Origin of the sequence: Alitiscatomonas aceti (assembly GCF_025567195.1) — a bacterium.
Classification (GTDB): domain Bacteria; phylum Bacillota; class Clostridia; order Lachnospirales; family Lachnospiraceae; genus Alitiscatomonas; species Alitiscatomonas aceti.
In genome coordinates, this window is sequence record NZ_JAOQJF010000011.1 from 24,888 (window position 1) to 38,967 (window position 14,080).

The following is a 14,080-nucleotide window of genomic DNA, read 5'->3' on the forward strand; positions in this document are numbered from 1 at the left end:
GGAGCTGGGGAAGGAATTTGCCCTTTCCACATTGGTGGCTACGTTTTATTATCCTTTTGCACTGGAGCAGGCCACCCGCCTGGTGGGGGATATGGTCTTTACGGATGATCCCATCCTGTGCGCGGTTTTTTCCGGCGTTATGATCGGATTTGCCCTGGGCATCGTGATCCGGGCAGGCGCCTCCACCGGGGGGATGGATATCCCGCCGCTGGTACTGAAAAAGAGGTTCGGGATCCCGGTGTCTGTTACCATGTATGTGATGGACTTCATGGTGCTCATCGCCCAGATGACCTTTGGAGACAGGGAGAGGATCCTGTACGGCCTGATCATGGTCATGACGTATACCATTATCCTGGATAAGGTACTGGTCATTGGTGTCCGCCAGACCCAGGCAAAGATCATCAGCGAGCGGTATGAGGAGATCAGCACGGCCATCCAGGAAAAAATGGACCGGGGGACCACGCTCCTTTATATGGAAGGCGGTCATTCCGGAAAGCAGTCCAGAGCTATCCTTGTGGTGGTATCCGGAAGAGAGCTCCAGAAGCTGAACCGGATCGTCATGGACATCGACGACCAGGCGTTTATGATCGTAAGCCAGGTGGGAGAGGTCCGCGGCCGCGGATTTACGCTGACAAAAAAATATGAATAGGGAAAAGGGACCGGAAGTCTGGGTGCTCCGGGTCTGCTTAAGATGATTAACTAAAAAGGGGAGACGGCAAAAGAAAAGTAACTTGTTGCCGCCTCTTTTTTTATGTTGTATTGTTTTCCCGGAAATGGCAAAAACACCTTGAATTTTGCAGAGAATGCGGTTATTATTACACTAGGCAGAAATTCGATTTTCGTCAAATTTTAATAATGGAGGACAGCAAAATGACTAAATCAGCACAAACGTCAGCAATGAGAAGAATCAATGAATTGCTTGATGACAACAGCTTTGTTGAAGTCGGCGCCTATATGACTGCCAGAAGCACTGACTTTAACATGCAGGCTCAGGAAACTCCGGCCGACGGCGTGGTTACCGGCTACGGTACCGTTGAGGGAGCCCTTGTGTATGTGTACAGCCAGGATGCAGCCGTTATGGGCGGCTCCGTGGGTGAGATGCATGCAAAAAAGATCGAGAATCTCTATGGCATGGCCATGAAGATGGGCGCTCCGGTGGTAGGCCTGATCGATTGTGCAGGCTTAAGGCTTCAGGAAGGTCTGGACGCATTAAACGGGTTCGGAAGACTGTACGGATGCCAGACCCTGGCTTCCGGCGTGATCCCGCAGATCCAGGCAGTGTTCGGAAACTGCGGCGGCGGTATGGCAGTGGCTTCTGCAATGGCTGACTTCACCTTCATGGAAGATAAGGCAAAGTTATTTGTCAACGCTCCCAATGCCATCGCTGAGAACGATACAGATACATCCAGCGCAAAGTTCCAGAGCGAGGAAGCCGGCAACGTGTGCATGACAGGGACCGAGGAGGACATCCTGGCACAGATCCATACGCTGATCTCCGTACTTCCGGCCAACAACGAGGACGATATGTCCTATGATGAGTGCGCCGACGACCTGAACCGGATGTGTGAGGGTCTGGAGAACTGTGTGGGAGATACAGCCCTTGCCCTGGCCATGATCTCTGATGACAGCTTCTATATGGAACTTAAGAAGGAATATGCTCCCAGCATGGTGACTGCGTTCATCCGCTTAAACGGCACCACCGTGGGCTGTGTGGCCAACCGCACAGAGAGCTATGAGGAGGGAGAAAAAACAGCAGAGTACGAGACAGGCCTGACAGCCAGAGGCTGTGAAAAAGCCGCAGATTTCGTGAATTTCTGCGATGCCTTCAATATCCCGGTACTTACAATGGTGAACGTAAACGGATATAACAGCTGCAAATGCACAGAAAAGAAGATCGCCAAGGCGGCTGCCCGTCTGGCCCATGCCTTTGCAAACGCAGATGTGCCCAAGGTGACAGTGATCGCCGGACAGGCATTCGGTACTGCCGGACTTGTTATGAACAGTAAATCCATTGGCTCCGATATCGTTTACGCATGGAAGAATGCTTCCATTGGCATGATGGAGGCCGTTCCGGCTGTGAAGATCATGTATGCAGAGGAGATCTCCGGATCTGACAATGCGGCTGCCCTGATCAGCGAAAAGGCTGCCCAGTACAGCGAGCTGCAGGCCAGCGCCATGGCTGCGGCCAGAAGAGGCTATGTGGATGACATCATCGATGCGGCTGATACAAGAAAACGCGTGATCGCAGCAATGGAAATGCTGTTCACAAAGAGAGAGGATCGTCCGGCCAAAAAGCACGGTACGGTCTAAGGCGAGGTGGCAGATATATGAAACAGAATATTAAAAGAATCTGGCTTGCCCTCTGTATGGCAGTATGCCTGTTCGCCCTTTCTGCCTGCTCCAGCGCAGAAGCGGATACGGCAGAGGAGATGGACCCGTCTCTGGTGATGACGCTCCAGCAGGGCACCCAGCAGTATCTGGATCTGTTTGCCGCAATGGGAGACGAGGATCTGGATAATGCTCTGGCTGCCAGTGAAAAGAACAAGGATACAGTAATGCAGAGCGCCCTGAATTCCTGGAAGTCGGTAAGGGGCGACCTGGGAGCGCTGGTTTCCAGCGAGGCGGCAGAGGTTGGCATTGTGGACGACGGCTATGTGGCCAGGATCCCGGCGGTATTTGAAAAAAGAAACGCAGAGTTTTCTGTAATCGTGGATGAGGATCTTGCAAATATCACTTCCATTACGATCTCTCCGGAATATACCACTGGAGAAAAGCTTTCCAAGGCTGGTATGAATACCCTTATGGGCATGGGAGTCGTATTCCTGGTTCTGATCTTCATCAGCTGGCTCATCAGCATGTTCAAGTACATCAGCGTATTTGAAGCAAAGATGAAGCAGAAGAAGGCTCCGGCCCCGTCAGCAGCTCCGGCAGCGGTTCCCGCCCCGGCTCCGGCAGCAGCCCCGGCCCCGGCAGCAGCCCCGGCTGAGGAGGCCTGTAACGATACGGAGCTGGTATCCGTGATCGCAGCAGCCATCGCGGCTTCCGAAGGCAGAGAGCCTGCCGACGGCCTTATTGTTCGTTCCATTAAGCGTGTTCCCAACAGGAACTGGAAATAACCCATCATCAGGAGGAAATGAAAATGAAAAATTATACCATCACAGTTAATGGCAATGTATATGAAGTAACCGTAGAAGAAGGCTTCACAGGAAAGGCAGCAGCTCCGAAAGCAGCGGCTCCCGTACAGGCACCCAAGGCCGCTCCGGCCCCGGCAGCAGCCCCGGCTCCTGCGGCAGCTCCCACTGGTGCAGCAGGAAGCGTTGCAGTGACAGCTCCCATGCCCGGAAAGATCCTTGGCGTGAAGGCGTCCGCAGGCCAGGCAGTGAAAAAAGGCCAGGTGATCGTGATCCTCGAGGCCATGAAGATGGAAAACGAGATTGTAGCACCCCAGGACGGCACCGTAGCTACCATCAATGTGGCTGTTGGTGATTCTGTTGAGCCGGGCGCAACTCTGGCTACATTAAACTAATCGTCTGCTGACTGCAGATTCCATATGGAGGGATTAAAATGGAATATATTCAAAGTACACTTTTGAATCTTGTCCAGCAGACAGCATTCTTAAATCTGACATTCGGCAACATGATCATGATCTTTGTGGCATTTATCTTCCTTTACCTTGCCATTAAAAAAGGTTTTGAGCCTCTGCTGCTTGTCCCGATTTCCTTTGGTATGCTGCTCGTGAATATCTATCCGGATATCATGCTGAGCATTGAGGATTCATCCAATGGCGTTGGAGGACTTCTCCATTACTTCTATTTGCTGGATGAGTGGAGCATCCTCCCGTCCCTGATCTTCATGGGCGTAGGTGCTATGACTGACTTCGGACCGCTGATCGCGAACCCCAAGAGCTTCCTTCTGGGCGCGGCCGCACAGTTCGGTATTTATGCTGCTTACTTCCTTGCGATCTTCATGGGCTTCAACGACAAGGCAGCTGCTGCCATCTCCATCATCGGCGGCGCTGACGGTCCTACCTCTATCTTCCTGGCCGGCAAGCTGGGACAGACGGAATTCATGGGCCCTATTGCCGTTGCCGCTTACTCCTACATGGCCCTGGTACCCATCATCCAGCCGCCGATCATGAAGCTTCTGACCACAGAAGAGGAGAGAAAGATCAAGATGGAGCAGCTCCGTCCGGTGTCCAAGCTGGAGAAGATCCTGTTCCCCATCATCGTTACTGTTGTTGTGTGTCTGATCTTACCGACGACCGCACCGTTGGTTGGTATGCTGATGGTCGGCAACCTGTTCCGTGAGTCTGGCGTTGTAAAGCAGCTTCAGGAGACTGCCTCCAACGCCCTCATGTATATCGTAGTTATCGTTCTGGGTCTTTCCGTGGGAGCAACTACCAGCGCTGAGGCGTTCTTAAAGATGACCACGATTAAGATCGTTATCCTGGGTCTGGTAGCCTTCGCCTTTGGTACGGCTGCAGGCGTGATCTTCGGTAAGATCATGTGTAAGGTGACCGGAGGAAAGGTAAATCCGCTGATCGGTTCTGCCGGTGTATCCGCAGTTCCCATGGCGGCCCGTGTATCCCAGAAGGTTGGTTCTGAGGCAGATCCCACCAACTTCCTTCTGATGCACGCCATGGGCCCCAACGTGGCAGGCGTGATCGGTACCGCCGTAGCCGCCGGCACATTCATGGCTATTTTCGGAATACAGTAAAGGGCGGCGTAAGCCGCCCGCTACGCAAACGTAGCGAAGCGGAGTTCGCGTTTTCCCGTTCAGCGGCGTAAGCCGCCCGCTACGCAAACGCAGCGAAGCGGAGTTCGCGTTTCCCGTCTTATGGGCGGGGCCGCCCTCCGCTGGGTCAGACTCTTCGCGTTTTCCCGTTTGGCGGCGTAAGCCGCCTATGGAAGGTTTTCACTTGATAATTTTCAGGAGGTAAAAATAAAATGGCAGAAGTTCAGAAAAAGCCGGTAAAGATCGTTGAGACTGTCCTTCGTGACGCTCATCAGTCCTTACTTGCCACAAGAATGTCCACAGACCAGATGCTTCCCATCGTTGATAAGATGGATAAGGTCGGCTACTATGCAGTGGAATGCTGGGGCGGCGCCACCTTTGACGCAAGCCTTCGTTTCTTAAAAGAAGATCCCTGGGAGAGACTGAGAAAGTTAAGGGACGGCTTTAAGAATACAAAGCTCCAGATGCTGTTCCGCGGACAGAATATTTTAGGTTATAACCATTATGCAGATGATGTGGTAGAGTATTTCGTACAGAAATCCATTGCCAACGGTATCGATATCATCCGTATCTTCGACTGCTTAAACGATATCAGAAACCTGGAAACAGCTGTAAAGGCTACCAACAAGGAAAAGGGCCATGCCCAGATCGCTTTAAGCTATACCCTTGGCGACGCCTATACTCTGGATTACTGGAAGAACATTGCCCGCGAGATCGAGGAAATGGGTGCAGATTCCTTGTGTATCAAGGATATGGCCGGACTTCTGACTCCGTATAAGGCAGCAGAGCTGGTACAGGCCTTAAAGGAAGGAACAAAGCTTCCCATCGACCTGCATACCCACTACACCTCCGGCGTTGCTTCCATGACTTACTTAAAGGCTGTGGAAGCAGGCTGCGATATCATCGACTGTGCAATGTCCCCGCTGGCTCTTGGTACTTCCCAGCCTGCTACGGAGGTTATGGTTGAGACCTTCCGCGGCACTCCCTATGATACCGGATATGACCAGAACCTTTTAGCCGAGATCGCCGACTACTTTACACCGATCCGTGAAGAGGCTTTAAAGAGCGGCCTTTTAAACCCGAAGGTACTGGGCGTAAACATCAAGACTCTTCAGTACCAGGTACCGGGCGGAATGCTTTCCAACCTGGTGAGCCAGTTAAAGGAAGCTGGACAGGAAGACAAGTACCGCGCAGTTCTGGAGGAGATCCCGAGAGTAAGAAAAGACTTCGGCGAGCCGCCGTTGGTTACTCCGTCTTCCCAGATCGTAGGTACCCAGGCTGTTATGAACGTACTGGCAGGCGAGCGGTACAAGATGGTTCCCAAGGAGTCCAAGAAGATCATGATGGGCGAATTTGGCCAGACTGTAAAGCCGTTCAACAAGGAAGTACAGAAAAAGATCATCGGCGATGCGACACCCATCACCTGCCGTCCGGCCGATCTGATCCCGCCGCAGCTTCCTAAGTTCGAGAAGGAATGTGCCCAGTGGAAGCAGCAGGATGAGGATGTTTTATCTTATGCCCTGTTCCCGGCCGTGGCCAAGGACTTCTTCGAGTACCGTGAAGCCCAGCAGACCGGCGTGGATCCGAAAAAGGCAGATAAGGAAAACAAGGTATATCCCGTCTAGTCCATAGACAGATCCGGCGGGGAGCGTTTGCTTCCCTCTGGAAAAGGCCCTCCGGCCCGTGCAGAAGCACTGTCCGGAGGGTTTTTGTATGTACGCGGACAGCGGGCCAAAGTCCGTCCAGTACAGGACCCGGCGCCTGTGCCTTTCCATATCCGTGTTTTCTTAAGAAAACCTTACAAATTCCCCGTAAAACCGCGGCAAAAATATGAAGTTTCCTTCCTGAGGTTGACAGGAAACTCCCTTTGTCATTATAATAACGTATAGTGTCATTTTTAGACAGAACTGGAAAATGGCAGAATAGAAAAATGACCATAAAGAAAGAGAGAAGAAGGATGAAAAAAAGAGGGAGACGGATCCTGGCGGCTCTGACGGCTGTGCTTTTACTGGCTGAATCCGTGAGCGGCACAGGGATCATTGCAGACTATCCCGGAACGATATACGCAGAGACACAGAGATCGGCCATAGTAAATGCAACCACACTGAATGTAAGAAGCGGCCCGGGCACAGGAAATTCCGTTGTAAGGAAGCTGTCCTACGGAGCCCCTGTGACTGTGGTGGGACAGGAGACAGCTTCTGACGGTGTACTCTGGTATAAGCTTCAGTTTACGGCTGGAGGGAAGAGTATGGAGGGCTATGCTTCCTCCGAATACATAAAATTTCCGGTTTCCTACACCACGGACCCCCAGTTCGAGGCGTATATGACCAGTCAGGGCTTTCCGGAAAGCTATAAGGAATCCTTACGTGTCCTTCATGCTGAATTCCCGTCCTGGATATTCCAGGTGCAGAATACGAGCCTGGACTGGAACGATGCCGTCAATAATGAGAGCATCGTAGGAGCAAATCTGGTTTCCACCAACAGCCTGTCCTCCTGGAAGTCTACGGAATATGGAGCGTATGACTGGAATACGGGGAAATGGACCGGCTTTGACGGACCCAGCTGGGTAGCGGCTTCCAGGGATATTGTCAGCTATTATATGGATCCCAGGAATTTTTTAAATGAGATCTATGTATTCCAGTTCCTGCTGCAGTCCTACGATGGGGCCCACCAGACGCGGGAGGGGCTTCAGAGTCTGGTTTCGGGTACGTTCCTGGAAAAATCCACAGGTCAGGGAGACGGAAATCCTCCATCGGCACAGGAAGGTCAGAATAACCAGCAGGATTCCGGGCAGAATGGAAGTGACGGGGGCGGGACTCCCCTTCCTCCCGGACAGAATTACGGCCCTGGAATGGACATGGGGAGCAGTGGGAATATTTCCCAGAACGCACCGTCCGGAGACGCCGCCCAGAGCTCGCCCCAGGAAGTGGGAGGCCAGAAGCCGGATGTGAGCCTGGAAGGTCCTTCTGCGGTGGTCAGTGCCAGAGAAACCCAGGTCCTGGCCCTTCCCAACGTGGAATATGGCCCTGGAATGGACGCTTCTGTGATCACAGGAGACAGCACAGGTGCGTCAGAAACGTCGCCGGTGCCGTCGGGCCAGAGCTATGTGGATATCATTATGAATGCAGGAGCCCAGTCCGGTGTGAATCCCTATGTTCTGGGAGCCATGATCCTCCAGGAGCAGGCCAATGGCACTTCCGGCAGCATCTCGGGAACCACTGCCGGCTACCAGGGGATCTATAATTTCTTTAATATCGGGGCATACCAGACGGATTCCATGTCCGCTGTCACCAGAGGCCTGTGGTACGCGTCCCAGGCAGGAAATTATGGACGGCCCTGGAATTCCATCGAGAAGTCTATTCTGGGAGGAGCTCTTTATTATGGAGAGAATTTTGTTTCCCAGGGACAGGATACATTTTATCTGAAAAAGTTTAATGTACAGGGCAGTAATCTTTATAAGCACCAGTACATGACCAATGTGGAGGGAGCCGCCGGAGAAGGGGCCAAGCTCTCCAGAGCATACACAGATGCAATGAAAAAGGAGCCTCTGGTATTTAAGATCCCGGTATTCAACAATATGCCGGAGGCGGCCTGCCCCAAACCTGAGACAACTGGAAGTCCCAACAATAAGCTGGCTTCTCTGGAGGTGGAGGGGTATTCCCTTACTCCTACCTTTAATAAGGACACAGAAAGCTACGACGTGATCGTAAATCCGTCGGTGGGACAGATCTCAGTGAAGGCCGGAACCATCGATTCCAAAGCGTCTGTTTCCGGCACTGGGACCATAAGCCTGCAAAGCGGGAATAATACGATCTCGATAGAGGTAAAGGCAGAAAACGGCAGCGTCCGCACATACAGGCTCAATGTGGTACGCCAGTCAGATGCTCCGGTGGCCAATGTGCCGTCGGGCGGAGAAAACGCCCAGAGCAGCGGAGGAAATACGTCCGGACCTGGAAGTACAGGGAACGTTGTGATCATCCGGCCATCGGGCCAGGGAAATTCCCCCGAAAGCCAGAGCGCGGATGTGGTCATCGGCGTTTCCCCTTCATAAGGACGCCCATGGACCGGGGAAACCGGATAAAGTAAGGAGAATATAAGATATGAACAGGATAATAAAGAAAATGACAGTGGTATTCCTGTCTCTGGCGATCACGCTTCTGGCGTTTCCGGCAGGGATCCTGACTGCCTATGCGGGGGCTGGAAAGATCACCTTTTCCGATCCGACGGCATCAGTGGGAAATCAGGTATCTGTCACCATGAAGATCGCCTCTTCGGATGGTACGGCTCTCAATAAAGCAGATGTGATGCTGGAATACGATGCCCAGTCCCTGGAATTCCTGAGCGGGACCAGCGCCAACGGCGGGGCGGGGAATGTCCGTGTGGTTGGGGATGCGGAGGCAGCCAACCAGACGACCTTCAGCTTTACGCTGAAGTTTAAGGCCCTGAAGGCTGGGACCTCGTCCATCACCGTTAAATCCCAGGAGGTATACGATGCCAATGGGCAGGCAGTGACTATTTCCCATACGGGTAATTCTGCTGTAAAGGTCAGCGGGGCCTCCGACGCTTCCCAGGACGCTTCCCTGGGATCCCTGACTGTTTCACCAGGGACCCTGAGCCCGGAATTTTCAGCAGAGGTGACTGAGTACACGGCTGCCGTTCCGGCTGATGTGGAAAAGATCACGGTCAGCGCTCCGGCCAATGACGGGAAAGCAAACGTATCTGTGGAGGGAGCTGAAAATCTCCAGCCAGGCGTAAATAAGGTGGTCTGCACGGTTACCGCAGAGGATGGAAGCACGAAAAAAACGTATACCATCACGGTTACCAGAGGCGAAGACAGCTCTGCGGAAGAGACGGAACCGTCTGCGGAGGCCAGTTCCCCCGAGGGCACACCTCACAACGTGGAGGATGGAAACTGGACCGTTGCTGAAACCTTTGATGCAGAAATTCTTCCCGAGGGCTTTTCCGTAACAGAATATGAGTATCAGGGAGCCACAGTCCAGGCAGGAACCAATGACCAGGGCGTGATCCTCCTTTATATGACCGATGAAGATGGAAACGGAGATTTCTTTGTATATGATCCCCAGAAAGATATCCTTTCCCCATATGTGACAGTCCGTATGGCAGAAAAGACCATTATCGTTCTGTCTCCGGAAAATATCCCAGAGGGGACAGAGCTTCCCGACGGATTCAGGGAATGCACCATCGACATCGGAGAACATACGGTACACGGCTGGATCTGGAACAGCCAGGATGGCGGGACACCAGAATACTGCATCGTTTACGGCCAGAACGCAGACGGGGAGCAGAACTTCTACCGCTACGACCAGAAGGAAATGACCCTCCAGAGATTCTTCCAGGATCCGGAGGCAGAGGAGCTCCGGGCAGTCAATGAGAAGGTGGTCGGAGAGTATAACAGCCTGGTGGAGGACTACACAGTCCGCGGATATATGATCGCTGGTCTGTTTGCTGTATGCATTATCCTGGCGATCATCCTTATCATTCTCCTGCTGACCAGAAAGCCTGGAGGAACGTACCGGGAGGAAAAGCCGAAAAAATCGGCAGGAAAACCGGACGCATATTCCAGAGAAGGCTCCAGGCCGGGAAAGACAAAGGAACCCAGAAGGACCCAGGCGAAAAAATGGACAGACCAGGACCTGGATGACCTGGAGGATCTGGATCTGGAGGAAGAGGAACGGGCCTTTGTAAAGCATAAGGCCCCGGTCCGTCATCCGGCGTCGGATCAGGAGACAGGAAGGAGGACTGCCAGTGTCCCGGAGGCGGAAGCCCCGGTAAGGCAGGAGACGCCCGCTCCGGTTTCCAGCGCACCGGTGAAGGAACAGATCCCAGAAAAGGCAGCTCCATTCAAAGAAGAAGACCAGGACGATGATTTTGAATTTATCGATCTGGATCTGTAAAGCTGTACCGTTCAGCCGTCCGGAGATCCGGACAGGCAGGTGTACGGCGGAAGGGCTGTGCAGCACACACATAAAATAGAATGGATTGCAAACTCCCCCCGATTCGGGTATAATGGACACGTTCGCTGTCTAAAAAACCGAATAGAGGGGAGTATTTGTTATGAAAGAAAGAAGCAGCTTTACCAGCCGCATCGGCTTTGTCCTTGCGGCGGCCGGTTCTGCAGTGGGACTGGGAAATATGTGGAGGTTTCCATATCTGGCAGCAAAATATGGAGGGGGAGCCTTCCTGATCACATACGTTCTTCTGGCTGTGACCTTTGGATTTACGCTTATGATCACAGAGGTTGCCATGGGAAGAAGGACCCGCATGTCATGCATCGAAGCTTTTGGAAGCCTGAACCGCCGCTTTGCGCCCCTGGGCTGGCTGGCAGCCCTGATCCCGGTGATCATCGCGCCCTATTACTGTGTGATCGGCGGCTGGGTCGTTAAGTATTTTGTGGAATTTGTCCGGGGAAACGGTATGGCCGTATCCAGCGACACGTATTTTGGAGATTTTATCAGCATGGCCGGCAGCGGGATCCTGGAAAATCCGCTGCTCTGGTTCGTGATCTTTGTGCTCCTTACGGCAGTGGTGGTGCTCCTGGGCGTTGATACGGGAGTGGAAAAGGCCAGCAGCGTCATGATGCCGGTGCTAGTGCTGCTTTCCGTAGGGATCTCTGTTTACTGTACGACTCTCCCGGGAGCCGCAGAGGGATTAAAGTATTATCTCCTTCCGGATTTTGCGGACTTTTCCCTGACCACAGTGCTGGCGGCCATGGGCCAGTTGTTTTATTCCATGTCCTTAGCCATGGGGATCATGATCACCTATGGCTCCTATATGAAAAAAGAGGATGATCTGGAGAGTTCCGTGGGCCAGATCGAGATCTTCGATACGGGGATCGCTTTTCTGGCAGGACTTATGATCGTTCCCGCAGTAGTGGCCTTTAACGGAGGGGACGCGTCCCTGATCCAGGGAAAGGCCGGTCCGGGACTGATGTTCGGGGTACTGCCCAAGGTATTTGAATCCTTCCCGCTGGGAGGAGCTGTGGGAGCCCTGTTTTTCCTGCTGGTATTTTTTGCGGCCCTTACCTCGTCCATTTCCCTGCTGGAGACGGTGGTATCGATCCTTACGGATAAAATGCGGCTCACCAGGAAAAAGGCCACGATCCTTTCCACTGCCGGGATTCTGATCCTGGGGATCCCGTCCTGTCTGGGCTATGGTCCCTGGGGCCACATTACAGTATTAAAGATGCAGTTCCTGGACTTCTTTGATTTTATATCCAACTCCGTGATGATGCCCATTGTGGCCATTGGAACGTGTATCCTGGTGGGACATGTGGTAGGAAGCCGGTATATTGAGGAGGAGGTGGAGTCCTCCGGCACCTTTAAGAGAAAGAAGATGTACCGGATCATGATCAGGTACGTGGCTCCGGTGATGCTGGCAGCGATCCTGGCAGGAGAGGTCCTTAAATATTTTGGCATTATCAGTATTTAATGGAAAATTTTCCTTTTATATTTGGGAAAGATATGGTAAGATACTATATTATCATGTAAAACAGATAGAAATACAGGAACATAAATGGAGGAATCACTATGGCGGAAAATATAAAACCGGCAGAGGAAACGAAAGAAACAGTTTCTAAAAATTTTATTGAACAGGAAATCGATAAAGACCTGGCGGAGGGCGTATATGACCATGTCCAGACGAGATTCCCACCGGAGCCCAACGGATATCTCCACATCGGACATGCCAAGTCCATTATCCTGAATTCGGGACTGGCAAAGGAATACGGCGGAAAATTCAATCTCCGTTTTGATGATACGAACCCCACGAAGGAAAAAACGGAGTATGTGGAGTCCATCATAAACGACGTGAAATGGCTGGGCGCGGAATTTGAGGACAGGCTGTTTTTTGCGTCTGACTACTTTGATGCAATGTATGAGTGTGCAGTCCATCTGATCAAAAAAGGAAAGGCATTCGTCTGCGACCTTTCGGCCGATGAGATCCGGGAATACCGGGGAGATTTCAACACTCCGGGAAAAAACAGCCCCTACCGGGACAGAACGGTGGAGGAGAACCTGAAGCTCTTCGAGGAAATGAAGAACGGCGTGTATAAGGACGGGGAAAAGGTGCTCCGCGCCAAGATCGATATGGCGTCCCCCAACATCAATATGAGAGACCCGGTGATCTACCGTGTGGCCCGTATGAGCCATCACAACACTGGAGACAAGTGGTGCATTTATCCCATGTACGACTTTGCCCATCCCATCGAGGATGCCATCGAGCATATCACCCACTCCATCTGTACCCTGGAATTCGAGGATCACAGACCGCTTTATGACTGGGTGGTAAGAGAGTGTGGATTTGAGAATCCGCCGCGTCAGATCGAGTTTGCAAAGCTGTACCTGACCAATGTGGTCACAGGAAAACGCTACATCAAGAAGCTGGTGGAGGACGGGATCGTGGACGGCTGGGATGATCCGCGCCTGGTGACCATCGCTGCTCTCAGAAGGAGAGGCTACACGCCGGAATCCCTGCGGATGTTTGTGGATCTGGTGGGCGTTTCCAAGGCCAACAGCTCTGTGGATTACGCAATGCTGGAATACTGCATCCGGGAGGACTTAAAGCTTAAGAGGCCCAGAATGATGGCGATCCTGGATCCGGTGAAGCTGGTGATCGACAACTATCCGGAAGGGCAGACGGAAATGCTGTCCGTACCCAATAACCTGGAAAATCCGGAAATGGGAGAACGCCAGGTTCCTTTCTCCAGAGAACTTTATATTGAGCGTGAGGACTTTATGGAGGAGCCGCCGAAAAAATATTTCCGCCTGTTCCCGGGAAATGAGGTCCGCCTCATGAGCGCTTATTTCGTTACATGCACCAGCTTTGAGAAGGATGAAAATGGTAAGGTCACGGTGGTCCACTGTACCTACGATCCGGAGACAAAGAGCGGATCCGGCTTTAACGGCAGAAAGGTCAAGGGAACCATCCACTGGGTTTCTGCAGAACATGCAGGGCAGGTGGAGTGCCGCCTTTATGAGAACATCGTGGATGAGGAAAAGGGCAAGCTGAACGCAGACGGAACGCTGAACCTGAATCCCAATTCCAAAACTGTGACAATGGCTTACGTGGAGCCGGCGCTGATGGAGGCCAGGGCTTATGACAGCTTCCAGTTCGTAAGAAACGGCTTCTACTGCGTGGACTGCAAGGACAGCGAGGAAGGAAAGCCGGTTTATAACCGGATCGTTTCCTTAAAGAGCTCCTTCCGGCTTCCTAAGTAGGGTCTGGAGCAGACAGAGGAAAAACACAGACTGAGATACAAAAGAGGGATGCCCCTGGAAAAAGTTCCGGCGGACATCCCTTTCTGGTATCCAGGAAAAACGGAGGTAAA

General features: G+C 52.5%; 10 protein-coding genes. All 10 read left to right on the top strand.

Annotated elements, in window-relative coordinates:
- Positions 1-649 (top strand): YitT family protein (locus OCV69_RS07325; protein WP_262563040.1); only part of this gene is annotated, 649 nt, incomplete at its 5' end.
- 221 nt (positions 650-870) lie between these two features.
- On the top strand, positions 871-2,310 hold the full coding sequence (locus OCV69_RS07330; RefSeq protein ID WP_022274220.1) for an acyl-CoA carboxylase subunit beta: 1,440 nt from the start codon (positions 871-873) through the stop codon (positions 2,308-2,310).
- Between the two features lie 17 nt (positions 2,311-2,327).
- Positions 2,328-3,116 (top strand): OadG family transporter subunit, encoded by a 789-nt coding sequence (locus OCV69_RS07335; protein ID WP_158358513.1) that lies wholly within the window; start codon positions 2,328-2,330, stop codon positions 3,114-3,116.
- A 23-nt stretch (positions 3,117-3,139) separates the two neighbouring features.
- Positions 3,140-3,526 carry a biotin/lipoyl-containing protein gene (locus tag OCV69_RS07340; RefSeq protein ID WP_158358512.1) on the top strand — a complete coding sequence of 129 codons (387 nt, stop codon included), beginning with the start codon at positions 3,140-3,142 and terminating at the stop codon, positions 3,524-3,526.
- Between the two features lie 38 nt (positions 3,527-3,564).
- Complete coding sequence (locus tag OCV69_RS07345; RefSeq protein ID WP_158358511.1) at positions 3,565-4,716, top strand: sodium ion-translocating decarboxylase subunit beta; 1,152 nt, start codon at positions 3,565-3,567, stop codon at positions 4,714-4,716.
- A gap of 230 nt (positions 4,717-4,946) precedes the next feature.
- Positions 4,947-6,359, top strand: coding sequence for an oxaloacetate decarboxylase subunit alpha (locus OCV69_RS07350; RefSeq protein ID WP_022272580.1), 1,413 nt, complete (start codon positions 4,947-4,949; stop codon positions 6,357-6,359).
- A 332-nt stretch (positions 6,360-6,691) separates the two neighbouring features.
- Complete coding sequence (locus tag OCV69_RS07355) at positions 6,692-8,785, top strand: SH3 domain-containing protein (RefSeq protein ID WP_262563041.1); 2,094 nt, start codon at positions 6,692-6,694, stop codon at positions 8,783-8,785.
- A 49-nt stretch (positions 8,786-8,834) separates the two neighbouring features.
- Positions 8,835-10,649 carry a cadherin-like beta sandwich domain-containing protein gene (locus tag OCV69_RS07360; protein ID WP_158358509.1) on the top strand — a complete coding sequence of 605 codons (1,815 nt, stop codon included), beginning with the start codon at positions 8,835-8,837 and terminating at the stop codon, positions 10,647-10,649.
- Between the two features lie 160 nt (positions 10,650-10,809).
- Positions 10,810-12,183 carry a sodium-dependent transporter gene (locus OCV69_RS07365; protein ID WP_158358508.1) on the top strand — a complete coding sequence of 458 codons (1,374 nt, stop codon included), beginning with the start codon at positions 10,810-10,812 and terminating at the stop codon, positions 12,181-12,183.
- 98 nt (positions 12,184-12,281) lie between these two features.
- On the top strand, positions 12,282-13,970 hold the full coding sequence (locus OCV69_RS07370) for a glutamine--tRNA ligase/YqeY domain fusion protein (RefSeq protein WP_158358507.1): 1,689 nt from the start codon (positions 12,282-12,284) through the stop codon (positions 13,968-13,970).
- Positions 13,971-14,080: the final 110 nt, after the last annotated feature.

Bases quoted from the DNA above. Each gene is read 5' to 3' on its own strand.
- OCV69_RS07330 (WP_022274220.1), top strand. From the start codon at position 871: ATGACTAAATCAGCACAAACGTCAGCAATGAGAAGAATCAATGAATTG.
- OCV69_RS07335 (WP_158358513.1), top strand. From the start codon at position 2,328: ATGAAACAGAATATTAAAAGAATCTGGCTTGCCCTCTGTATGGCAGTA.
- OCV69_RS07340 (WP_158358512.1), top strand. From the start codon at position 3,140: ATGAAAAATTATACCATCACAGTTAATGGCAATGTATATGAAGTAACC.
- OCV69_RS07345 (WP_158358511.1), top strand. From the start codon at position 3,565: ATGGAATATATTCAAAGTACACTTTTGAATCTTGTCCAGCAGACAGCA.
- OCV69_RS07350 (WP_022272580.1), top strand. From the start codon at position 4,947: ATGGCAGAAGTTCAGAAAAAGCCGGTAAAGATCGTTGAGACTGTCCTT.
- OCV69_RS07355 (WP_262563041.1), top strand. From the start codon at position 6,692: ATGAAAAAAAGAGGGAGACGGATCCTGGCGGCTCTGACGGCTGTGCTT.
- OCV69_RS07360 (WP_158358509.1), top strand. From the start codon at position 8,835: ATGAACAGGATAATAAAGAAAATGACAGTGGTATTCCTGTCTCTGGCG.
- OCV69_RS07365 (WP_158358508.1), top strand. From the start codon at position 10,810: ATGAAAGAAAGAAGCAGCTTTACCAGCCGCATCGGCTTTGTCCTTGCG.
- OCV69_RS07370 (WP_158358507.1), top strand. From the start codon at position 12,282: ATGGCGGAAAATATAAAACCGGCAGAGGAAACGAAAGAAACAGTTTCT.